20 protein-coding genes are annotated in these 20,410 nt (G+C 53.2%); 10 read left to right on the forward strand and 10 right to left on the reverse strand.

Going from position 1 to position 20,410, the window contains the following annotated elements:
- The first annotated feature begins 194 nt into the window (after positions 1–194).
- Positions 195–1,853 (forward strand): lysine--tRNA ligase, encoded by a 1,659-nt coding sequence (locus PSE_RS08300; protein WP_014284437.1) that lies wholly within the window; start codon positions 195–197, stop codon positions 1,851–1,853.
- Between the two features lie 33 nt (positions 1,854–1,886).
- A complete protein-coding gene (locus PSE_RS08305; protein WP_051125890.1) occupies positions 1,887–2,663 on the forward strand; it encodes an SGNH/GDSL hydrolase family protein in 777 nt (258 codons plus the stop codon).
- Here PSE_RS08305 and PSE_RS08310 read toward each other — a convergent pair.
- Genes PSE_RS08310 through PSE_RS08320 form a run of 3 tightly spaced genes read right to left on the reverse strand, consistent with a single transcriptional unit; the run spans position 2,601 to position 5,366 of the window.
- Positions 2,601–3,773, reverse strand: a complete 1,173-nt coding sequence (locus PSE_RS08310) for a calcium:proton antiporter (protein ID WP_014284438.1) — start codon at positions 3,771–3,773, stop codon at positions 2,601–2,603. The genes PSE_RS08305 and PSE_RS08310 overlap by 63 nt on opposite strands.
- 36 nt (positions 3,774–3,809) lie before the next feature.
- Complete coding sequence (locus PSE_RS08315; RefSeq protein WP_051125891.1) at positions 3,810–4,706, reverse strand: thermonuclease family protein; 897 nt, start codon at positions 4,704–4,706, stop codon at positions 3,810–3,812.
- Positions 4,707–4,721: 15 nt separating this feature from the next.
- A complete protein-coding gene (locus tag PSE_RS08320; protein ID WP_014284440.1) occupies positions 4,722–5,366 on the reverse strand; it encodes a helix-turn-helix transcriptional regulator in 645 nt (214 codons plus the stop codon).
- A 209-nt stretch (positions 5,367–5,575) separates the two neighbouring features.
- Between PSE_RS08320 and PSE_RS08325 the strand changes: the two genes are divergently transcribed.
- Both PSE_RS08325 and PSE_RS08330 read left to right on the forward strand, forming a co-directional pair.
- Complete coding sequence (locus PSE_RS08325; protein WP_014284441.1) at positions 5,576–5,917, forward strand: DUF952 domain-containing protein; 342 nt, start codon at positions 5,576–5,578, stop codon at positions 5,915–5,917.
- Positions 5,918–7,021 carry a quinone-dependent dihydroorotate dehydrogenase gene (locus PSE_RS08330; protein WP_014284442.1) on the forward strand — a complete coding sequence of 368 codons (1,104 nt, stop codon included), beginning with the start codon at positions 5,918–5,920 and terminating at the stop codon, positions 7,019–7,021.
- A gap of 50 nt (positions 7,022–7,071) precedes the next feature.
- Here the strand turns inward: PSE_RS08330 and PSE_RS08335 are convergent, their stop codons facing one another.
- Positions 7,072–8,400, reverse strand: a complete 1,329-nt coding sequence (locus tag PSE_RS08335; RefSeq protein ID WP_014284443.1) for an MATE family efflux transporter — start codon at positions 8,398–8,400, stop codon at positions 7,072–7,074.
- Positions 8,401–8,646: 246 nt separating this feature from the next.
- Here PSE_RS08335 and PSE_RS08340 point away from each other — a divergent pair, with 246 nt between their 5' ends.
- Positions 8,647–9,486 carry a histone deacetylase gene (locus PSE_RS08340; RefSeq protein ID WP_014284445.1) on the forward strand — a complete coding sequence of 280 codons (840 nt, stop codon included), beginning with the start codon at positions 8,647–8,649 and terminating at the stop codon, positions 9,484–9,486.
- A gap of 157 nt (positions 9,487–9,643) precedes the next feature.
- Positions 9,644–10,207 carry a TetR/AcrR family transcriptional regulator gene (locus PSE_RS08345; RefSeq protein WP_008549477.1) on the forward strand — a complete coding sequence of 188 codons (564 nt, stop codon included), beginning with the start codon at positions 9,644–9,646 and terminating at the stop codon, positions 10,205–10,207.
- A 17-nt stretch (positions 10,208–10,224) separates the two neighbouring features.
- Here PSE_RS08345 and PSE_RS08350 read toward each other — a convergent pair whose 3' ends face one another.
- Positions 10,225–10,497 carry a DUF6460 domain-containing protein gene (locus tag PSE_RS08350; RefSeq protein ID WP_008549654.1) on the reverse strand — a complete coding sequence of 91 codons (273 nt, stop codon included), beginning with the start codon at positions 10,495–10,497 and terminating at the stop codon, positions 10,225–10,227.
- A 285-nt stretch (positions 10,498–10,782) separates the two neighbouring features.
- On the opposite strand from PSE_RS08350, the gene PSE_RS08355 reads away from it, so the two are divergent.
- Positions 10,783–11,763 carry an alcohol dehydrogenase catalytic domain-containing protein gene (locus PSE_RS08355; RefSeq protein ID WP_014284447.1) on the forward strand — a complete coding sequence of 327 codons (981 nt, stop codon included), beginning with the start codon at positions 10,783–10,785 and terminating at the stop codon, positions 11,761–11,763.
- Between the two features lie 74 nt (positions 11,764–11,837).
- Positions 11,838–13,166: a GNAT family N-acetyltransferase gene (locus tag PSE_RS08360; protein ID WP_014284448.1), complete on the forward strand. Its 1,329-nt coding sequence runs from the start codon at positions 11,838–11,840 to the stop codon at positions 13,164–13,166.
- A 33-nt stretch (positions 13,167–13,199) separates the two neighbouring features.
- Here PSE_RS08360 and PSE_RS08365 read toward each other — a convergent pair whose 3' ends face one another.
- Positions 13,200–14,006 carry a hypothetical protein gene (locus PSE_RS08365; RefSeq protein ID WP_014284449.1) on the reverse strand — a complete coding sequence of 269 codons (807 nt, stop codon included), beginning with the start codon at positions 14,004–14,006 and terminating at the stop codon, positions 13,200–13,202.
- A gap of 133 nt (positions 14,007–14,139) precedes the next feature.
- Between PSE_RS08365 and PSE_RS08370 the strand changes: the two genes are divergently transcribed.
- Both PSE_RS08370 and PSE_RS08375 read left to right on the forward strand, forming a co-directional pair.
- Positions 14,140–14,655, forward strand: coding sequence for a GNAT family N-acetyltransferase (locus PSE_RS08370; RefSeq protein ID WP_148266113.1), 516 nt, complete (start codon positions 14,140–14,142; stop codon positions 14,653–14,655).
- Between the two features lie 67 nt (positions 14,656–14,722).
- Positions 14,723–15,082 carry a hypothetical protein gene (locus PSE_RS08375; RefSeq protein WP_148266114.1) on the forward strand — a complete coding sequence of 120 codons (360 nt, stop codon included), beginning with the start codon at positions 14,723–14,725 and terminating at the stop codon, positions 15,080–15,082.
- 56 nt (positions 15,083–15,138) lie between these two features.
- Here PSE_RS08375 and PSE_RS08380 read toward each other — a convergent pair whose 3' ends face one another.
- The 4 genes from PSE_RS08380 to PSE_RS08395 all read right to left on the reverse strand — a co-directional run bounded on the left by PSE_RS08380 (position 15,139) and on the right by PSE_RS08395 (position 20,374).
- Positions 15,139–16,044 (reverse strand): AEC family transporter, encoded by a 906-nt coding sequence (locus tag PSE_RS08380; protein ID WP_014284452.1) that lies wholly within the window; start codon positions 16,042–16,044, stop codon positions 15,139–15,141.
- A gap of 230 nt (positions 16,045–16,274) precedes the next feature.
- Entirely contained in the window at positions 16,275–18,488 is a 2,214-nt protein-coding gene (locus PSE_RS08385) for a 3-hydroxyacyl-CoA dehydrogenase NAD-binding domain-containing protein (RefSeq protein ID WP_014284454.1), read from the reverse strand.
- A gap of 15 nt (positions 18,489–18,503) precedes the next feature.
- The gene (locus PSE_RS08390; protein WP_008550053.1) at positions 18,504–19,712 is read right to left on the reverse strand and encodes an acetyl-CoA C-acetyltransferase; all 1,209 of its coding nucleotides are present in this window, start codon (positions 19,710–19,712) and stop codon (positions 18,504–18,506) included.
- Between the two features lie 23 nt (positions 19,713–19,735).
- Positions 19,736–20,374: a glutathione S-transferase family protein gene (locus PSE_RS08395; protein WP_008549823.1), complete on the reverse strand. Its 639-nt coding sequence runs from the start codon at positions 20,372–20,374 to the stop codon at positions 19,736–19,738.
- Positions 20,375–20,410 lie beyond the last annotated feature (36 nt).

The following is a 20,410-nucleotide window of genomic DNA, read 5'->3' on the forward strand; positions in this document are numbered from 1 at the left end:
CCGGCAGCGGTTAATGACTGCAAAGGTAAGTTGGCTTCCTGACACATACAAGGGGTTACAGCCGAAAACCCGAGAACTGTCATTGACGTGGGCGCTAGTTTTACATAAGTTCGCGCAGCTTTCCGGCATCTAATTGAGCTGGTGAAAGCGAAACTCAGTTACAATTTAATCTCCAAATACGGATCTCAAAATCCATGTCTACGAACAGTTTGCCTCAACTCGATCTCAGCCCAGAACTTATCGAGGCGGCACAGGTATCTAAAGCCTGGCCGTTTGAAGAAGCACGCAAACTGGTCAAACGGTTGGAGAAGAAACCCAAGACCGGGCCGGTCTTGTTCGAGACCGGCTATGGTCCATCTGGTCTGCCTCACATGGGCACCTTTGGCGAAGTTGCCCGCACCACCATGGTGCGCACCGCCTTTCGTTTGCTCACACAAGACAAGATCCCGACCAAGCTGATCTGCTTCTCAGATGATATGGATGGCTTCCGCAAAGTGCCAACCAACGTGCCTAATCAAGAAATGTTGGCAGAGTATCTTGGTAAGCCGCTGACACGCGTGCCGGATCCATTTGGTGAGTTTGATGGGTTCGCTCAATCAAACAACGCGAAACTGATGGCGTTTCTGGACAAATTCGGCTTCGAATACGAATTCGCGTCTTCCACTGAATACTACACCTCTGGTGTATTCGATAAAGCGCTCCTGCGCATGCTGGAAGTCTACGACAAGATCATGGCGATCATTCTCCCAACTCTGGGTGAAGAGCGTCAGGCGACGTATTCTCCGTTCCTGCCAGTCTGCCCGCGCACAGGTATTGTGCTGCAGGTGCCAATGGTGGACCGCAATGTCGAAAAAGGCACTGTGACCTACATTGACCCGGAAACGGAAGAGCGCGTTGAAGTACCGGTGACCGGCGGCAACGTCAAATGTCAGTGGAAAGCTGACTGGGCTCTGCGTTGGTACGCACTGGGCATCGACTATGAGATGGCTGGTAAAGACCTGATCGACAGTGTGAACCTGTCTGGCAAGATCTGTAAGGCTCTGGGCGGTCCTGCTCCGGAAGGCTTCAACTATGAGCTCTTCCTGGATGACAAAGGTCAGAAGATCTCCAAGTCCAAGGGCAACGGTCTGACCATGGAAGAGTGGCTTCAGTACGCCTCTCAGGAAAGCCTGTCCCTGTTCAACTTCCAGAAGCCAAAGACTGCGAAGAAGCTGTACTTTGATGTGATCCCGAAAGCGGTTGACGAGTATTGCACCTTCCTGTCCAAGTTCGACAGCATGGAAGCAGCGCAAAAGCTGATGAACCCTGTGTGGCACATCCACTACGGCAACCCACCGAAGGAAGAAATGCCAATCTCCTTCGCGATGCTGCTCAACCTCGTTTCTGCATCCAACGCAGAAAACAAGGACGTGCTATGGGCGTTCATCTCCCGCTACGCACCGGGTTCTTCGGCTGAAACGCATAAGATGCTGGATGAGCTGGTTGGTTACGCAATCCGCTATTACGATGACTTCGTGAAACCAACGAAGAAGTTCAAAGCTGCGGATGAAGTTGAAACAGAAATGCTGACTAAGCTGGACGAAGTTCTGGCTGGTTTGCCTGCTGATACCGATGGCGGCGATATCCAGAACGCAATTTACGACATTGGTCGTAATATTGAGCGTTACCAGAACACAGCCAAGCCGGGACCAGATGGTCGCCCGGGTGTAGCGCAGACCTTCTTCTCCGCGATTTATCAGGTACTTCTGGGTCAGGAGAAAGGTCCTCGCTTCGGATCCTTCATCGCTCTCTACGGTATTCCAGAAACCCGTAGTTTGATTGCAAAAGCACTTGCAGGAGAGCTTGCAGCGTGATGAATTAGCCCCCTCAAACGAGGGGGCTTTTTTATGTCTTTTCCCAGCTGGCTTACTTGGGCACTTTTACCCGTCTATATTGTTGAAGGTTTGCGCGCACGCGCCAACTCCGTGCGTTTTGCACCTGCTCCCGGTCCGCAATCCGGCGAAATCGCCGGGCAGGGCAAACAGATAAATCTGCTTGTCGTTGGAGATTCCTCCGTTGCAGGTGTTGGCCTAGACCACACCACAAATGGCCTGACTTACAAGCTGGCCACCAAACTCTCAGAAATCAGCGGTCAGCCCATTAAATGGCGGGCAGCAGGCAACAACTCTGCAACATCAGCACAGCTGAGGGATGTTGTGGTGCCGAACCTTCCGGATGCTGACTACACCCACGTTTGCATCAGTATCGGCTTCAATGATCTAAAGAACTTCAAATCCGGTCGTGCTTGGAAGAAGGGCTTTGGCGAGTTGATCTACGCGCTGCGCACTAAGTATCCGAATGCGCGCCTCTACTGGCCCAACCTCATGTCCCCCACCTATGTGCCAGCCCTCTCAAAAGCGCTGGCAGGTGTTCTGGAGCCGCGCCGTCAGATGATCAACCGTGTCGGTACTCAGCTCTGCTTCGAGCGTGGAGCCATCTCCATGGCAGCTATACCTCAGATCACCAGCGCTGCCTTTTGCGAGGACGGCGTGCACGCGACATCGCTGGGGAACCAGATCTGGGTAGACCACATGGTCGCTGATCTTCTTGAGCGCGGCCTCCTAGGGCTGGAAGATGAGGATGAAGTAGAAGACAAACAGAACCAGATGGACAGCGCCCTGTAGGGCGTTCGTTCGGGTCCCTGTGAATGTGATCATGCTCAGGATCAGTGTCAGGAGCAGTAGGATCATATCTGTGTCCTTCACACCCAGCACAATGTGAATGTCAAAGATCCCGGCTGCGATCAAAACTGCCGGGACTGTCAGCCCGATGGTTGCCAGAGCCGAGCCCAGACAGATGTTGACGGAGCGCTGTAGCCTGTTGGCCAACGCCGCACGGAAGCTGCCAAGCCCTTCTGGCGTCAAAACCAGAAGCGCCACAAGAACACCACCAAAGGCCGCAGGCATGTGGAAGCTGGCGATGCCAAAGTCCACCAAAACCGCGAACTTCTTGGAAAGCAGCACAATCGGCAACATGGTCAGGATCAGGAACATCGCATGATAGCCGGTGGAGTAAATCTCCAGATCATGATGATGGTCATCCTCATCATGAGCGTGCTTATCATCCTCCACTTCATCCTTCGCCATCAGAAACGACAGAGCTACACCGGAGTGCGGTTTAGGCTGAATGAAGAAGGACTTATGCCGGATACTCTGCGTCGCAAGGAACACTGCATAAAGCAGGCTGATCATCACCGCGAAGGAAATCTGTTGTCCAGTGGAAAGGGAAGGGTCTGCGGTGGAAGTGGTGTAACGGGGAAGGATCAGAGAAAACGTTGCAAGAGGAATGAGAACTGAAAGGAAGGAGCGGGCACCCGTGGTGTTGAAGGGCTGTTCTCCATACTTGAGGCCGCCCAGCAGTAGGCTGATGCCCACCATGCCATTTAGCACGATGTTGAGCACCGCCAGCATCGTATCCCGTGCCAGAGGCTCATTGGTGCCACCTGTTAGCATGATGGAGACAATCAGCGATACCTCAATGCCGATCACCGACAGGGTCAGGATCAGTGTCCCGTAGGGTTCCCCCAAAATAACGGCCAGACAGTCTGCATGACGCACCACGCCAAAGGCACACCACAGCATAACCCCAAAGAGCCATACAAAGCAGAACATCTGTACGATTAAACCAGCAGACGGCTGCAATAGGTCCGCCCCAGCCAAAAAGAAAAAGGCTGTGGTTGCAGCACCTGCCAGAAAACAGGCTTCTCGTTTAAGTGTACTCCAAAACCCTGACATTATACTTTTGTTCTCCAAGGCCCTGTAAAAAATGAATTATTCCGTTGCAGAGGTCTCCGCAGTAACGTCTTCGCGTGGACGCCAGATGATGGCAGGTTCCCCTTCCATCACCAGTGGTGTCTCGGAGGTGCTATCGTCCGCAAGCTCCTCCCATGAGTTCACCAATGTGGCTGACTCATCATCACTCAGCTGCACAAGCTTGGAACGCCAGATACCCTGTTCAGTCCGCCGCGCCTTCGCAGCAACGTCTTTCAGGGCCTCTGGGGCATCTCGCTCAGCCTTTGCCCAGCCATTCTCAATCAGCCAAGTGGCAAGATCATGTTTGCCCACGTTGCAGGTTGCAGCATAGTCATCCCCTTGCATGGGCTTCATATCAGAGCAGGTGACACGCTTCTGGCGGATGAAAGCACGCAAAGCCGTCCGTGCTCTGATCCCGCAAGGCCATCTTTCACCATCTTCACTGGGGCATGTTGTGCTGAGAGGAACAGCTTGGACGTGATGAAGCGAAATCCGTTTCTTTTTATCGCTCAATGTTGCCCCATCCACCGCAACAGGGCGATAGAGCACCAGTTCTTTCGGAGGAGGCTGCTTGGACTTGCGCGGTACTTTGACATGAGCAACACGTTGTAGAGTAGCTGTCACCGCAGGAGGAGGCGTGCGTGTGCCACCCACATTGCGCAGTCCATCAGGATGTTTAGGCGGTGTTTTGGGAATTTTGGCTTCAGCAGCAAGGCGGGCAGCTTCCAGAGCAGCGAGCTCTTTCTGCTTTTCTTCAGCGCTTGGCTTATGCTCAACCGGGAAAGAGGAAGGGCGATAGAGAGTGCGGGCGTTTCCACGCAGAGCGGTTTCTGCATTGTGCTCAATAAGCGCATAAAACCCGACGCCAAGAAGCGCCACTCCAAAAAGAAAACACGTGGTCTTGGTAATCCGCATAAGCACCCTGTCTGCTTATTGGCTCACCCACAAAACCCTTGCTGTCCAGACCAGATCCGCAACTTGAACAACCCTTGAAGTGTCATCCGGGTTGTTCCGTCGAAATTCAATGCGTTCGTTCGTTTGCCGTTGCAACGGGCCGCAATGTAAATCTCCGGTTTTAGTCGCTATCAATGCATGATCATTTCGCCGCAAAGAGCTCTCGGGAGAGACGATGAGTATTTGTCCTTCCCTGTAGTATGGTTCAAAACTATTACTCGAAACTTCCAGTGCGAAGAATTTCTCACTCTGAGAACTGGGAAAAATGAAGCTATCGCAGAATTTATCTAGCTGAAAACCCGAGAGATCCTCAAGATCCACCTCTCGCAACTCATCACTCGTGCATAAATACGCTGGGAATGACCGGAAATGTGTACCAGAGATCTCTGTTTTATCTTGCTGCAATCCGGCAAAGTCCACGAATGTCATTTGAGTGACTTCCAGCACCTTGGCAAGCGACTCTGTTGACGGCCAGCGTGGGCGCCCATCAGCAGCAAAGCGCTTGGAAGGATTGAAGGAGGTCGGATCGAGTCCTGCACGGCGTGCAAGACCAGAGGGCGTCAGCTGGTGCCGCTCAGCCACTTTATCAAGCGCTGCCCAAAGGTGCTCGTGATCTAACATTCATCCTCCAACAGCAGAAGCAACCAGACATAAACCTTGCAGATTTGCTGGAAAAACAGCCTTGTTCTGCACCTCTTAGAAATCTTGTATGTGGTGAATAAAATCCTATTGCAAGCACTAGTCGAAAGAGAGGGGTTGCCAGCCACCGATTTGTGGATGTATGAGCATGGCTTCAGTTGAGTAGACGTCTCTCCTGAAAGGCAATTCCCATGTCCCTCATATTCAAGATCGCCCCCAAGGCGCTTTGGCAGGAAGCTGAAGCCGCCGGTATCTTTGCGGGTGCTCCGATCGATCTGGCTGATGGTTACATCCACTTCTCCAGCGCCGAGACCGTGAAAGAAACCGCTGCACTGTACTTTGCGGGACAAACCGACTTGCTGCTGATTGCCGTTGAGAGCGAAGACTTCCCGGAAAATGAAATGAAGTGGGAAGCTTCCCGAGGCGGCACACTCTTTCCGCACCTCTACGGCGAGTTTCCTGTCTCCAAGGCCAAGTGGGTCAAACCATTGCCATTGGACGCTGAAGGCAATCACGAGTTTCCGGAGCTTTAAATGTCGATTGAAAACCTGATCAACAAAGTAGGCATTCGGGCACTGCATTGCTTGGATCCTGAGACCTCACACAACGCAACCATCAAGATGCTTGCCTCTGGCCTGGCACCAACGTTCGGCCAGATCGAGAATAAAGCACTTGAGTACAAGCTCGGTGATCTGGCCTTCAAGAACCCAGTCGGCATGGCAGCAGGGTTTGATAAGAACGCGGAAGCCATCGCGCCGCTCATGAAGCTCGGCTTCGGGCATGTTGAAGTGGGTACGGTGACCCCGCTGCCGCAGGAAGGCAATCCAAAGCCTAGGAATTTCCGCCTCAGCGCAGACCGCGCCGTGATCAACCGCTATGGCTTTAACAATGACGGCCACGATGTGGTTTACGAGCGCATCCGCAAGGCTGGTCGCACGCCGGGAGTTCTGGGCATCAACGTAGGAGCCAACAAGCTCTCTGAGGATCGCGTCGCCGATTATGTGCTTGGTGTAAAGCGTTTTGCTGAATTGGCAGACTACCTGACGGCCAACATCTCCTCTCCAAACACACCGGGTCTGCGAGACCTACAGGAAAAGGATGCTCTTGCGCACCTACTCTCCGCCATCGTCAATGCACGTGACGAGCAGGAAGATCGTCTGGGTCGCAAAGTCCCGGTCATGCTGAAGATCGCACCGGATGTCACGGAAGAGGCGCTCAAGGAGATCGCTGAGGTTGTCATGGCCAACAAGGTCGATGGCATGATTGTCTCCAACACCACCATCGCCCGCCCATCCACGCTCAAGGATCAGCAGCAGGCAAAGGAAGCAGGCGGTCTGTCAGGCGCCCCATTGTTCGAACGCGCAACCATCGCTTTGGCTAAGACCAGACGCGCTGTAGGGCCCGACCTGCCGCTCTTTGGTGTTGGTGGAGTTGATACGCCAGAAAAAGCGGCTGCGAAGATCTTTGCAGGGGCTAACCAGATCCAGCTGTATTCCGGCATGGTGTATGAGGGGCAGACGTTGGTGAAGAAGATCAATCAGCATCTCTCTCGTTTAGTCGCAGCCCGAGGTGTTTCCAACCTGCAGGAGCTGGTCGGTATCGACAACGACATCTGGGCAGACAAAACGCTCGACTAGTAGACACTAGGCGAGGCGCGTATCAGTAGCTTCGCCTTTTGATTTTGTGATCAGCCAGCCCTACTGGAAGCTGGCTTCAGAGCGCCAAAATATTGCCGCTCACGCACGATGCACAGATAGCTCAGCGTCAATCCACGTGCACCGAAGAACACCAGTAACGAGAACCAGAGCCCGTCGTTTCCATAGACCGGAAACAGCAGATAGTAGCTGGCAAGGAACAGTATGGTTGAAACCACCACAGAGTTCCGCATGTCCTGAGACCACGTTGCGCCAATGAAAATCCCGTCCATCTGGAAGGCCAGAGTGCCGATGATTGGCGTCAGGACGGCCCAGAACATAAAGGTCCGCGCTGTTTCTCGTACTTCCGCGTGGGTGGTGAGCAGATCAATGACGACACCCCCAGTCAGCCACAGCACCATTGCTGCGCCAAAGGAAAGCCCAAAGCCCCAGCCGATGGAAAGCCGTAGAGCCTTGCGGAAGGCCGTACGCTGCTTGGCGCCAATCGCTTGCCCAACCACCTGTTCGGCAGCTGATGCCGTACCATCCAAAAAGAACGCAGCAACCAGAATGAACTTCTCCAGAACCGCATTCGCTGCCAGCACCACTTCGCCTTGAGCTGCACTGCGTGATGTGAAGAAACCAAAGGCAAACAGCATCACCATGGACCGGATCATGATATCCCGGTTCAACGCCAGCATCGGCTTGAGCTTTTCCCAGATGATAATCTGAGAGAATGTCGGCAGCGGCGCGCCGTTCAGCTCACGCTTGATCAGGTAAAGCCCCAAACAGAAGGTCAGCATCTCCGCAATGAAGGTCGCAACGGCAACACCCGGAATGCCCCAGTTGAACCCAAGCACAAACACCACAGAAAGCACCATATTGGTGACATTCAGGAAAGTTTGAATAAGCAGCCCAATGCCCGCTTTGCTCAGTCCAAGATACCAGCCAAGGATGGAGTAGTTGGCAAGCACAAACGGAGCAGAGAACGCACGGATCGCAAAATAGGTCGCTGCAGCTTCCTGAACCGCTTCCGTACCGCCAATGATCGGCAGACCGAAACTCAGGATCGGCCATTGCAGGAAGATAACAATCACACCGCCAATCAACCCCAACAACAATGCACGTGCCAACACAGCCCGCATCTCATTGCCATTGCTGGCGCCAAGGGCTTGTGCCGCCAGACCCGTAGTGCCCGCGCGCAGGAAATAAAAGAATGCGCCGATCACATCAAACAGGATCGTGCCCACAGCCAAACCACCCAACAAAGCAGCATCATGCAGCTGCCCGATCACTGCAGTATCAACCAGCCCCAGCAATGGAGTGGAGATATACGCCAGGGTCATCGGGACAGCGAGCGCAAGGAAAGAGCGGTTTGTCACTTTGAAACTTGTAGACACGGAGAAACCTTTAAACGCACGAGAGCAATGCGAGCTAGCAGCTCAAATGGGCTTGGGGAAATTGAAGTCTCTATGCTCATATTGGTTTGTTCTGTTTTTGTCCATATTTATAATCTTGAGAGATCAGTTAGATTGGCTTGAAACAGAGAAGGTGTTGCTCTCGTGAGACTACCAATTGTGCATCATCCCGCCTACACAGCGGACATTCCGGAGGACCATCGGTTCCCCATGAGAAAGTATGCCGAGGTCGCACGGTGGCTGAAAGAGACAGATCCGCAGGGCGCACTCTATGACTTCCATGAGCCAGCCCCAATCTCACGCGATGATCTGCTCCGGGTTCATGCAAGGGAGTATGTGGATCAGGTGCTGAGCTGCACAGTACCGCACGCCATTGTCCGCGAAATCGGCTTTCCCATGACTGAGAGCGTCTCCTTCCGTGCTCAGTGTGCGACCGGTGGATCCTTGCTGACGGCCATGCTGGCGCTGGAACATGGCGTGGCCTGCAACACCGCCGGAGGCTCTCACCACGCCCGCATTGCGCAGGGGGCTGGCTTTTGCGTCTTCAACGATGTTGCAGTCGCGGTGAGGGCAGTGCAGGCCATGCGAATGGTCCGCCGCGTACTGATCATCGATCTGGATGTGCATCAGGGGGATGGCACTGCCGATATCTTCGCCCACGACACCAGCGTCTTCACCCTCTCACTCCATTCAGAGAAGAACTACCCCGTCCGAAAGAAGTCCTCCACGCTGGATGTGCCGCTGGAAGATGGCATGGAGGACGACGAGTACTTGTCAATTCTGGAAGACACCCTCAAGCGCGTTCTCACCACGTTCAAAGCTGATCTGGTGTTCTTCAATGCCGGTGTTGACCCTCACCATGACGACCGTTTAGGCCGCCTTGCCCTGTCCGATGAAGGGCTGCGAAAACGGGAGGAACTGGTCTTTAAACTGGTAAGGAATGAAGGTCTTCCACTTGCAGGTGTGCTGGGAGGCGGTTATTCGTATAATCTTAGACTATTGGTTAACCGGCACTCAAACCTGTACCGCGTGGCAGCGAAGTACTTATAATTCAAAAACAAGTCCTTTTTATATAAAATTTTAGTAAAATATAAAATTCCACCTTTAAGAACTGAATAGGTAAATGTGTCTTGCCATTTTATGAAAAATGCGCAGTATCCCCTCCGTAAAGTGCAAATAAAATGCCTCGGAAGGCTAGGAGACACATATGGGTGTTGTGGTCACCAATAGAAGCGTTGTACTGGATACTGCGGATTACATGATCCGGGAAAGCGGACTGTTGGGCTTGGATGTTGATCAGCTTGCCAGTTCCACCGGAACCAGCGAACAGGACATTTCTGAAATGTTCTCCTCAGTCAATGGGGTAGAGCGTGCTGTTCTGCAAAGATACATCGACCGCTTCCTGCAGATCCTTGGTGATCCTTCCACACAGACGCTTCACTTCCGCAGAGCACTGGACACTTACATCGCAGCTTTCCAGGCTGGCATGGCAGACGGTGGCGAACTATTCCTGTCCGCAGTGCTGGGCGATAAGGACGAAGAACTGCCTGAAGACCTGCAGGAGCTTGCAGCAACCTTTGCCCGCCGTGCCCGTGTATGGCTCGCAGACCTGTTGGAATACAGCGGCAACTGGTCCTCAGAAGAAGCTCTGGTGAAGTCGGACTTTGTTCTGGCAGCATTGGAAGTGGCTGTTCTGATCGGCAATACTAGCGAAGATCCGGAGATCTTCGACAACCTGTCCGTCAACATTCACAATATCTGCATGCAGTAAGTTAAGAGCAGGCGCGGTTATCGTCCGCGCCAGTTCATCAGCCGCGAGATAAACCACAGCGGCACTACCACAATGGCTCCAAGGAAGAAGTAGGAGCCAAAGCGCTCAATAGCTGAGAAACCCATATTCCAGATCCGGATAAAGAAATCCTGCACGGAGTAGATCAGGGTCAGCGGCGAAAAGTCCAGCGCAGACAGCACAATCCCGACAATCAAAGATAGAAAAATCAGCCGAATGAGCACGCGTCCCGGCGTGTCTCCAAGAAAACGGTTGAACTTATCGTTTGACATCAAAATCTCCGCAATAGCCGTGCTCAAAAAGGGCAGTGGACGTAAAACCCAGGCAAAGGACAGGGTAATACCAAACTGCTTTACAATGCTTTGATCCCTATATAGGCACCCAACCTACTCTTTCATATGGGGCGATGCCAAATTTTCTATTCCATTCCATATACGCAGTAATCGGTCTTTCCTTTAAGTGCGTCTTCCTTACAGTACCTCCAAAACAAGAGGATGGCCGCCGGAGCGCTAACTGCACGTGCCCAAAGGCTGGCAAAGAAGACCATAGGATAGCCCATGAAAGCTGTGACCTACCACAAAGAGACCGACGAGTTTGTGCTGGCTGACGTGGAAAAGCCCACCCCGGCACAAGGGGAAGTGCTGATAAAGGTGATTGCCACCGGCCTCAATCCGGTCGATGCAAAGATCAACAAATGGTGCGCCGCTGCTCACGATATGAGTGACAACTGGGTGCCCGGTCTGGATGTGTCCGGCATCATCGAACAGGTCGGTGAGGGTGTCACAAACTGGGCTGTGGGCGATGCAGTTCTGTATCACGGCAACATGTTCAAGCCCCACGGTGGATTTGCGGAATTTGCTGTCACCGATGCTGAGGCACTCGTCAGACACCCGGATGTGGACCCGGTTATAGCCGCGGCAACCCCATGCGCAGGCTGGACTGCATGGCGCGCCCTCGTGGATAAGCTGGACATCGAAAACCGCGATACCCTGCTGGTCATGGGCGGCTCAGGTGGTGTGGGAGGCTTTGCCATCCAGATCGCCAAACACTTCGGTACAGAGAAAATTCTGGCGACGTGTTCTGAGCGCAATCTCGACTACGTGCATTCTCTCGGTGCGAACCGCGCGATCGACTACGGCTGGGAAGATGTGATTGGTATCGCTTTTGAAGAAACCGGACGGCAAGGCGTTGATGTAGCGCTTGATACGGTTGGAGGCGACAACGACATTACCGCTGCAAGCTGTTTGGGCTTTGAAGGGGAGATGGTTGAACTCGTCAGCACCGTGCGCCCTGCTGCCTATGACAATGCATTCCTGAAAGGCCTTAGTTTCCACCAGCTCAGTCTGGGATCAGGTCTGCGCGCAGGTCCAAAGGCCAAAGCAAATCTGGTCAAAGCAGGCACAGCCTTTTCAAAGCTTCTGGAAACTGGCGAGATCTCTGTACCAAGGATCAGGCAGATCAGTCTTGAAGATGTAGGGCCTGCTCTGAAAGACATGAGAAACCAACGCACTGTTGGTAAGATTGTGTTGAAGATCTAAGCCGTAATCCAATACCTTCTCTCCATCGGAATCAAATGAGGCTGGCCTGTTCAGCCTCACCGGCGGAGGCAGGAATGAGTGAGTTTGTAATCTACGCAGCAGAGCCCCAAGATGCAGAAGACCTGGCGGCCCTGCGCGTAGAAGCCATGCGCGAAAGCCTTGAAGCGCTGGACAGGTTTGATCCGCAAAGAGCACGGGAGCGCTTTCTCAAAGGGTTCGAACCTGAGCAAACTTACAAGCTCGTCAGCGGTGCAATGCCTATTGGGTTCTATGTGCTACGAGCCCGTCCTGATCACATCTGGCTGGATCACCTCTACATCCACCCAAGAGCCCTAGGGGGAGGCATTGGCGCAAAGGCAATCTCGCAAATTAAAGCCTACGCTTTTGCAAAAGGAAAGCCTGTCCGCCTTGGTGCACTCAAGCAGAGCAAAGCCAATGCCTTTTACCAGCGCCACGGCTTTCAGCACACTCATAGTGAAGAGTTCGACAACTACTACGAACTCCCTCTGGAACACATCAAACCGGGAACACCAACGTTCATCCTGAAGCGCGCAAAGCCCGAAGATGCCGAACAACTGGCCGACCTGCGCCACGAAGCCATGAAAGACGAGTGGGCCGCCAACGGCCTCACCAACTACCCCTTGGCCCGCAGCCATTTCTTCGAAGACTTCAAACCCGCCGCCACGTGGAAGATTGAGTTAGAAGGGGAGTTGCTGGGCTTCTATGCGTTTCACTCCTATCCAGACCATTTCTATCTGGACATGCTGTTCCTGCGCCCGGCAGCGCAAGGGAGAGGGTTTGGCTCGAAGGTACTTCATCACCTGAAAGAGGTTGCCACGAAAGCAGGTAAGCCAATACGCCTTGATGCGCTCAGGATCAGTCGGTCAAATGAGTTCTATCAGACCCATGGCTTCTCTGTGATCCATTCAGAGGGCTACGAGAACATTTATGAGTTCACGCCCGAACCTGCCTTCTATCTCGAAACAGCTTCTCAGGATGACTTTGAAGAACTCCAGCACATTCGCTACACATCCATGAAGGAAAGTGCAGAAGCCAACGGCTTGTTTCATCATGACAAAGCCCGCGAGGTGTTCCTGAGCGAGTTCGCACCTGAAAAGACGCTGAAAGTCCAACGAAACGGCAAAACCATCGGCTTCTATGTGGTCCTGAACCACCCGGATCACCTGTATCTGGATATGTTCTACCTGCTGCCTGAAGCACAGGGGCATGGCATTGGCTCTAAACTCCTGAAACAGATCAAGGCACAAGCGGACAAGCAAAACAAACCCATCCGCCTCGACGCCCTCCGCATCAGCCCCGCCAACGCCTTCTACCAGCACCACGGCTTCCACCTGACCCACTCCGAAGGCGTCAACAACTACTTTGAGTACACTCCGAAGTGAATAGCCACAGCGGAAGTGGCGTAAGCCACAACCTTACTTGGCCAGCACTTCCAGCGGCTGTTTGGCTACAGTGATAAACTCCCAGGCATTGTTGGGATCAGCTCCCGCCTGTCGAAGTAAACCGTCGATTTTTGCTGTGAACTCATACTTCTGGGTTGGAGAGAGACTGCCATTTGCTTCCAGAGCGTCCTGCAGCTGAGATTTGACATCCAGAAACTGAAACTCAATCTCAGGATCACCTGACTCCACATTGAACCAGCCTTTAGCAGCCTGATAGTAGACCTCTGGATTTTCCTTTGTCAGCTGAAAGAGGTCTTCCGGGCTCGCTTCTTGTAGGTTGCTGGAGGAGCTCGGCCCAAACCACAGGCTCAGCACCTTGCCGTCTTCTGCGCCAAGGGCCACATGGGTGTCAGCAAAAAAGAAAACAACATCGCCAGCCTCAAATGAAGTCGCAGGCTCGCTCTCGTCATACCCGACAACCTCATCCAGAATTTCATTGTAGCCAATGTCATAGTTGAGATTGTCTTCCAATTCGCGAATGACCCTGTTGCTCTCTGGCGTATCAGCATAAGCCTTGAGGCCCATCAGCAAAACGGCTTCCTTGCAGTTCATGCAGCTGTGCGCAGTGGGCTGAAGCAAGGCAGCTTGGTTGGTCAGGTTCTCGCGAAAATGCGAGTTATCTTCCAGCGGTGTTGCCCCGGATTGCCAGTTGAGGCTTCCTTTCCAGAATTGTCCAACTTCAACGGCTTTGTTGGTGCTTTGTACGTTCTGCACACCGGCTGCTGACTGCAGCGGATGTGTGGCCTGAACATTAGTAATGCTCTGAGTGTTGATAGGCATCGCGTGATCTTTGCTAGGTTGTTATCTTCAACCACTGGTATAGGATTTGCGCAGTCCAGCGAGTGTCCTTCAGCACATTGCAAAATCAGCGTGCATTCAAAGACGCATGAGTAATCTCATCATGAAGTGGGGAATGATGAAACAAAACGAATTGGAGAGCTGTAACGGTGACCAGCAGGCTCTCTTAGAACGGCCTTCATGGCAAATTGAACCCGCGGCTGCAGCTGATTTTGACCTGCTCGCAGACATCCGCCATCTGGCCATGAAGGACAATATGGAAGCCAATGGCATGTTCGACCATGAGCTCTACCAGCAATACTTCCAAGACAGCTTCGACCCTGCCACCACGTGGAAGATCATCGAGAACGATGACGTTCTGGGCTTCTACGTTCTTTGGGACAAGCAAGACCACCTCTATCTGGAACGCCTCTACTTCCACCCCAATGCACAAGGCCGCGGCATTGGAGCAGAGATCCTCACCCTCCTGAAGCAACAAGCCACCGCCCAAACCAAACCCATCCGCCTCGACGTCCTCCCCAAAAGCCGCGCCAACCCCTTCTACCTCCGCCACGGCTTTAAGCTTGTTGAGGAGAGGGAGGAGGAGAAGGTGTATGAGTGGAGGGTAGAGGGGCACAAGGTATCCGCTTAGAGACCTCCCACCAATTAGAAAACATAAAGACTATCAAAGGCTTACTGTTCGCAAGAAAAGAGAGAATATGAAAACTAGGTTTTGTTGCTTTGGTTTGCTTTTCCTCGGCACATTAGGATTAGTGTCTGCCAATGAGCAACAGCGGCAAAAAATTGAGCAGTTAGAATGCTCCTCGGCTGGATGCGAGGAAGAACAAACTCGCTCCAAGAATGATGCGCAAGGTGCCGTCGAAGAATGGCAACCTGCACCTGAGGTCTTTGTAGAATGCGAAGAAGAAGGCGCCGAAGCATGTGAGCACTTAGAGGCATCTGCTACAGACTTAACAGAGGAAAATATCAACTATCTTTTTGAGCTACTGAAGCCGTTTACCGCTTCAGATGCCACAGAAAATGCCGCTGAGACCAAACCCGCTAGTGCTTCAAACTGAAGTCTGACAACTGATTAGCACAGGTAAGCTCATTCTCTTCAAACAGTAATCCCGCCCTATCCCGCAAATACAAAGAACCACCAGAGGCTTGCTGTGGCTAGGGAGAGGGGGACGCCGACGCCTATTGTGGCGGCGACCAGTTCGCTTTCCAGGTTGTACTGCAGGGCGATCAGGCTTGCGCCCAGCATGGGGGGCATTGCCATTTCCAGAAGGGCGATGCGGGCGATGTTGTTCTCCAGCTGTCCAAGGCCTGCATAAACCAGATACAAGAACAACGGCGCCAGAACCAGGCTGAAGGCGAGGGCGAGGCCTATAGGAGCCCATCGCCCTTTTAAGTGCTCAAATCTCAGGGCAAAGCCAACAGCTGCAAGAGCCATCGGCGTTAGTGTGTCGGCCAGCGTGCCGACCACATCATCAACCCAGATCGGACGCCCCAGATGGTTGGTCGCAAGGGCAACAATGATCGCCCAAAACGGGGGGAACGTGAGAATGCGCCCTACGATTACTGGCAGTTCAAAAGCGCCGGCACTGGCAACGGTGGCAATGCTGATCCCGAGAATGGAGAGGGCAAGGTAAGAACCGAAGAGGTCGATCACCAGCCCGACGCCAAGATACTGGCTACCCGCTAAGGCTGAGATCATCGGCAGGCCGACAAAGCTGGTGTTGGCCCATCCGGCAACCAGCAGAAGCGCGCCAATCCTCTGCCACGACCATTTGAAGTACTTGCCAATGGGAACAAAAAACAGGATTGCGAAGCCCACACCGATCCACGGAGTAGCAGCTGCAAACCACCAATCAGCTGAAACGGTAACCCCATGCACATTCTTGATGGCCATGGCAGGTAGCGCAACGTAGATGACCCAGCCGCCAAACACCTTCGTTGCTGTGTCAGGAAGCGCTTTGGTGAGCCGCAGAACAATCCCGATCACAAGGCAAAATACGATGAGAACAATCTCGGCCATGGGGCATCATGCCTGCGTTATGAAAACAACCTTCCTCCTCAGCAAAATAGAAGAGCAAGTTAAACGCGGCATGAAAGAACTCATGAACACCGCCCCGATGCCGTAAACACTTCTTAAAGCCCAAAGCGGGCAACGAGAGCTCTCCCAATGAAAACGCCGGTGAGATGTCTCCCACCGGCGCTTCAAACTTAGACCAGAGGGCTGAGCCGCAAAGCCCAGCCGGGTCTGTATTACTCAGCAGCTTCTGCCACAGCCTCTGCAGGGGAGAACTTACCGTAGTAAGTCTCACCAGCTTCTGCCATTGCGCGCAGCTGTTTGTTTGGTGCGAAGCGGTCGCCCCACTTGGCAGCCAGCTTGTCACAGCGCTCTACGAACTCTTTGGTGCCGATGCCGTCGATGTAGGACAGCGTACCACCGGAGAACGGCGCAAAGCCGAAGCCAAGGATGGAGCCAACGTCTGCTTCACGAACGTCTGTCAGGCAGTTCTCTTCAAACACGCGTGCGGTTTCAAGAGCCTGAATGCCAAGCAGACGGTCCTTCAATTCTTCAACGTTAAACTCATCAGCGGACTTCGCTGGGCCGGTGATCTCGGTAATACCAGGCCACAGAGCCTTGTCTTTGCCTTTGTAGTCGTAGAAGCCCTTGGTGTTCTTACGGCCATGACGCTCATGCTTCACAACCATCGCATCAAGGATCTCATCGAACCCGCTGGATGGATACGCATCACCAAGGTCTTTCTTGGTAGCTTCCTTAATCTTCCAGGCAAGGTCCAGAGCAACTTCATCACCCAGAGACAGCGGACCAACAGGCATGCCTGCCATCTTGCCAGCGTTCTCAATCATCGCTGCCGGAACACCATCGGAAAGCATCATGATGCCTTCGCGAACGTAGGTGCCAACAACGCGAGAGGTGTAGAAGCCACGGCTGTCATTCACAACAATCGGGGTCTTCTTGATTGCTTTCACGTAGTCCAGAGCAACAGCAGTTGCCTTGTCCTCGGTCTTCTCACCCAGAATGATCTCAACAAGCATCATCTTGTCCACTGGGGAGAAGAAGTGAATGCCGATGAAGTCTGCAGGACGAGAAGAAGCTTCTGCCAGAGAAGTGATCGGAAGCGTAGAGGTGTTGGACGCGTAGATCGCGGAAGCTGGCATCGCTGCTTCTGCTTGCTCGGTCACAACGCGCTTCACTTCACGGTCTTCAAACACAGCTTCAATAACCAGATCCACGTCAGACAGCGCGCTGTAATCGGTGGTCGCGGTGATCAGGCTGAGCAGCTTCTCTTTCTTCTCAGGCGTAGATTTCTTACGCTTGATAGCCTTGTCCATCAGGTCTGAAGAGTAGGACTTACCCTTGTCTGCAGCTTCCTGAGACTGGTCGATCAGAACAACTTCAAGGCCAGCTTTTGCTGTCACATAGGCAATGCCTGCGCCCATCATGCCTGCACCAAGAACACCAACCTTTTTAAGGTTGCTTTCCGGAACGCCTGCTGGACGGCGTGCGCCTTTGTTCAGCTCCTGCATGGAACCAAACAGGGAGCGAACCATAGCAGCAGCTTCCTTGCTCTGCAGAACATGCGCAAAGTAGCGGCTCTCGATGGTCAGACCAGTGTCGAATGGAACCATCAGACCTTCGACAACAGAGTGCAGCATGTAGCGTGCGCCCGGATAGTTGTCATAGGTGTTCTGACGGTAGATCGCGTTCGCTGCTGGCCAGAACTGCATACCGGATGGGGAGTAAACCTTACCGGTAGGGATCTTGAAGCCCTTCTTGTCCCAAGGCGCAACAGGGTCAACGCCTTCAGCAAGCATCTTCTTGGCAGCATCAACAAGCTCAGCTTCAGGCGCAACGTCGTCAATCAGCTTCAGGCGTAGAGCCTTCTTGGCATCAAGGTTCTGACCCATTAGCAGGAACTGCAGGCCACCTTGAAGATCAGGCACCATGCGCATCACGCGCTGCGTACCACCGGCACCTGGGAACAGCCCCACCTTAACTTCAGGCAGAGCCATCTTCAGGCTTTCTTCAGCGCCGATACGCTTATGACAAGCCAGAGCCAGCTCGGTGCCGCCACCCATGGAAACACCGTTGATTGCAGCCACATATGGCTTGCCGGAGGTTTCCATTTTGCGGAACACGAGTGAAAGCTTACGAGTGCCTTCAAACAGTTCTTTCGCTGCACCTTCAGGATCAACGCTCTGGCGCTTCTTGTAATCACCAAGAGCCTTGCCGATCATGGAAAGGTCAGCACCTGCGGAGAATGCTTTCTTGCCGGAAGCAACAACAACACCCTTGATGGCGTCATCAGCAGTGATGTCGTCGATGACTTTGTCCAGCTCGTTGATGACGGACTCGTCAAACACGTTCATCGGCTTTTCAGGCGAGTCCCATTTCAGAACTGCAAAGCCGTCTGCATCGGTTTCAAGGGTAAAGTGTGTGTATGTCATTGTCGTTCTCCCCCCTTAAACGCGCTCGATGATGGTCGCAGTACCCATGCCTGCACCAATACAAAGAGTTACAAGAGCCGTGTTCTTGTCCTGACGCTCCAGCTCATCCAGAACTGTGCCAAGGATCATTGCGCCGGTCGCACCCAGTGGGTGACCCATCGCAATCGCACCGCCATTCACGTTCATAATGGAGTGGTCAATTTCAAAGGCCTGCATGTAGCGCAGAACAACAGAAGCAAACGCTTCGTTCAGCTCAAACAGGTCGATATCGCCGATTTCCATGCCTGCGTTTTTCAAAAGCTTCTCAGTCACATCAACCGGACCGGTCAGCATCAGGGCAGGGTCAGAACCGATATTGGCAAAAGCTTTGATACGTGCACGGGCTTTAAGGCCAATCGCATCACCAGCTTCTTTCGTACCCATCAACACAGCAGCTGCACCATCAACGATACCGGAGGAGTTACCAGCGTGGTGCATGTGGTTGATTTTTTCGATTTCAGGGTGAGCCTGAATGCCAACAGCGTTGAAGCCGCCCATATTGCCCATCATCTCAAAAGATGGGTTCAGACCAGCTAGAGACTGCATGTCTGTTTGTGGACGCATGTGCTCGTCATGGTCCAGAATGGTCAGACCGTTGATGTCACGTACAGGCACAACAGAATTCTTGAAACGACCTTCGTCCCAAGCCTTCTTCGCGCGCTTCTGGCTCTCAACTGCATAAGCATCCACATCATCACGGTTGAAACCGTACTTGGTGGAGATCAGGTCAGCGGAAACGCCCTGAGGCATGAAGTAGGCAGGAATAGCCACCTGCGGGTCAGCAGGCCATGGACCACCAGAAGCACCAAGGCCAACGCGGCTCATCGCTTCAACACCACCAGCAACAACCAGCTGGTTCTGGCCGGACATGACCTGAGAAGCACCCATGTTCACCGCATCAAGACCGGATGCACAGAAACGGTTGATCTGCATACCAGGAACAGAGCGGTCATAATCTGCTGCGAAGACAGCTGCACGTGCAATGTCAGAACCTGCATCACCCACTGGGTCAACACAGCCAAGCACAACGTCGTCTACAAGCTTGGTGTCAAGCTCATTACGGTCTCTGATGGCTTCAAGAGCGTTCGCTGCAAGGCGCGCTGTCGAAACTTCATGCAAGGAGCCGTCTTTCTTGCCGCGCCCGCGTGGGGTGCGAACATGATCGAATATAAGGGCGTCTGCCATATTGTCCTCCGCGAAAAAATTGGTCAGGCTGGTGTAGGCAAGGGGTGGCCGGGCATCAGGTCATAAGGGGCTACCCAATGGGGCAGGGCCTTAATCCGCTCAAGCCATGCATTCACATTTGAATAAGGGCCGAAGTCCACACCAATCTCTTCTGGCCAAAATAAGTATCCGCATACCGAAAGGTCTGCGATTGTTGGGCGATTTCCAACAAGGAAGTCAGTGTCCGCAAGGCGCTGGTCCAGCACCTTCAAAGCGGCGATGGCCCGGCCTTCAAAAAAGCGGGTCACATCAGTCTCACCGGTCTTCACCATGGCTCGCATGTAGCGCAGGGTTGCCACATAGCTGGTCAGCTTGTGGTTGTCCCAGAACAGCCAGCGCAGGATTTCCCGGCGTTCTTCCTCGTTCTCCCAGCCAAATGTGCCAAGCTGCTGAGAAAGGTACTCCAGTATCACGGCAGACTGGGTCAGCCGTGTCTCCCCGTGCCGGAGCACAGGAATTTCTCCCATCTCATTCTCTTCACTGCGGAACTCAGGATCGCGGGTGGCACCATTAAAAAAATCGACCCACACCGGGGTCCATGATGCCTGGGAAAGCTCCAGCATCAGCGCAACCTTGTAGGCATTGCCGCTCTGCGCAAAACACTGAAGTTCATATTCCGCCATATCGCACTCCTAAAATCTGTCAGTTATATATCAGAT

Source organism: Pseudovibrio sp. FO-BEG1, from assembly GCF_000236645.1.
Classification (GTDB): Bacteria; Pseudomonadota; Alphaproteobacteria; order Rhizobiales; family Stappiaceae; genus Pseudovibrio.

Coding starts and splice junctions, on each gene's coding strand:
- PSE_RS08315 (WP_051125891.1), bottom strand. CDS start 4,706: ATGCGGATTACCAAGACCACGTGTTTTCTTTTTGGAGTGGCGCTTCTT.
- PSE_RS08375 (WP_148266114.1), top strand. CDS start 14,723: ATGAAAACTAGGTTTTGTTGCTTTGGTTTGCTTTTCCTCGGCACATTA.
- PSE_RS08370 (WP_148266113.1), top strand. CDS start 14,140: ATGATGAAACAAAACGAATTGGAGAGCTGTAACGGTGACCAGCAGGCT.
- PSE_RS08395 (WP_008549823.1), bottom strand. CDS start 20,374: ATGGCGGAATATGAACTTCAGTGTTTTGCGCAGAGCGGCAATGCCTAC.
- PSE_RS08330 (WP_014284442.1), top strand. CDS start 5,918: ATGTCGATTGAAAACCTGATCAACAAAGTAGGCATTCGGGCACTGCAT.
- PSE_RS08345 (WP_008549477.1), top strand. CDS start 9,644: ATGGGTGTTGTGGTCACCAATAGAAGCGTTGTACTGGATACTGCGGAT.
- PSE_RS08390 (WP_008550053.1), bottom strand. CDS start 19,712: ATGGCAGACGCCCTTATATTCGATCATGTTCGCACCCCACGCGGGCGC.
- PSE_RS08325 (WP_014284441.1), top strand. CDS start 5,576: ATGTCCCTCATATTCAAGATCGCCCCCAAGGCGCTTTGGCAGGAAGCT.
- PSE_RS08380 (WP_014284452.1), bottom strand. CDS start 16,044: ATGGCCGAGATTGTTCTCATCGTATTTTGCCTTGTGATCGGGATTGTT.
- PSE_RS08305 (WP_051125890.1), top strand. CDS start 1,887: ATGTCTTTTCCCAGCTGGCTTACTTGGGCACTTTTACCCGTCTATATT.
- PSE_RS08350 (WP_008549654.1), bottom strand. CDS start 10,497: ATGTCAAACGATAAGTTCAACCGTTTTCTTGGAGACACGCCGGGACGC.
- PSE_RS08310 (WP_014284438.1), bottom strand. CDS start 3,773: ATGTCAGGGTTTTGGAGTACACTTAAACGAGAAGCCTGTTTTCTGGCA.
- PSE_RS08355 (WP_014284447.1), top strand. CDS start 10,783: ATGAAAGCTGTGACCTACCACAAAGAGACCGACGAGTTTGTGCTGGCT.
- PSE_RS08300 (WP_014284437.1), top strand. CDS start 195: ATGTCTACGAACAGTTTGCCTCAACTCGATCTCAGCCCAGAACTTATC.
- PSE_RS08360 (WP_014284448.1), top strand. CDS start 11,838: ATGAGTGAGTTTGTAATCTACGCAGCAGAGCCCCAAGATGCAGAAGAC.
- PSE_RS08320 (WP_014284440.1), bottom strand. CDS start 5,366: ATGTTAGATCACGAGCACCTTTGGGCAGCGCTTGATAAAGTGGCTGAG.
- PSE_RS08365 (WP_014284449.1), bottom strand. CDS start 14,006: ATGCCTATCAACACTCAGAGCATTACTAATGTTCAGGCCACACATCCG.
- PSE_RS08340 (WP_014284445.1), top strand. CDS start 8,647: ATGAGAAAGTATGCCGAGGTCGCACGGTGGCTGAAAGAGACAGATCCG.
- PSE_RS08385 (WP_014284454.1), bottom strand. CDS start 18,488: ATGACATACACACACTTTACCCTTGAAACCGATGCAGACGGCTTTGCA.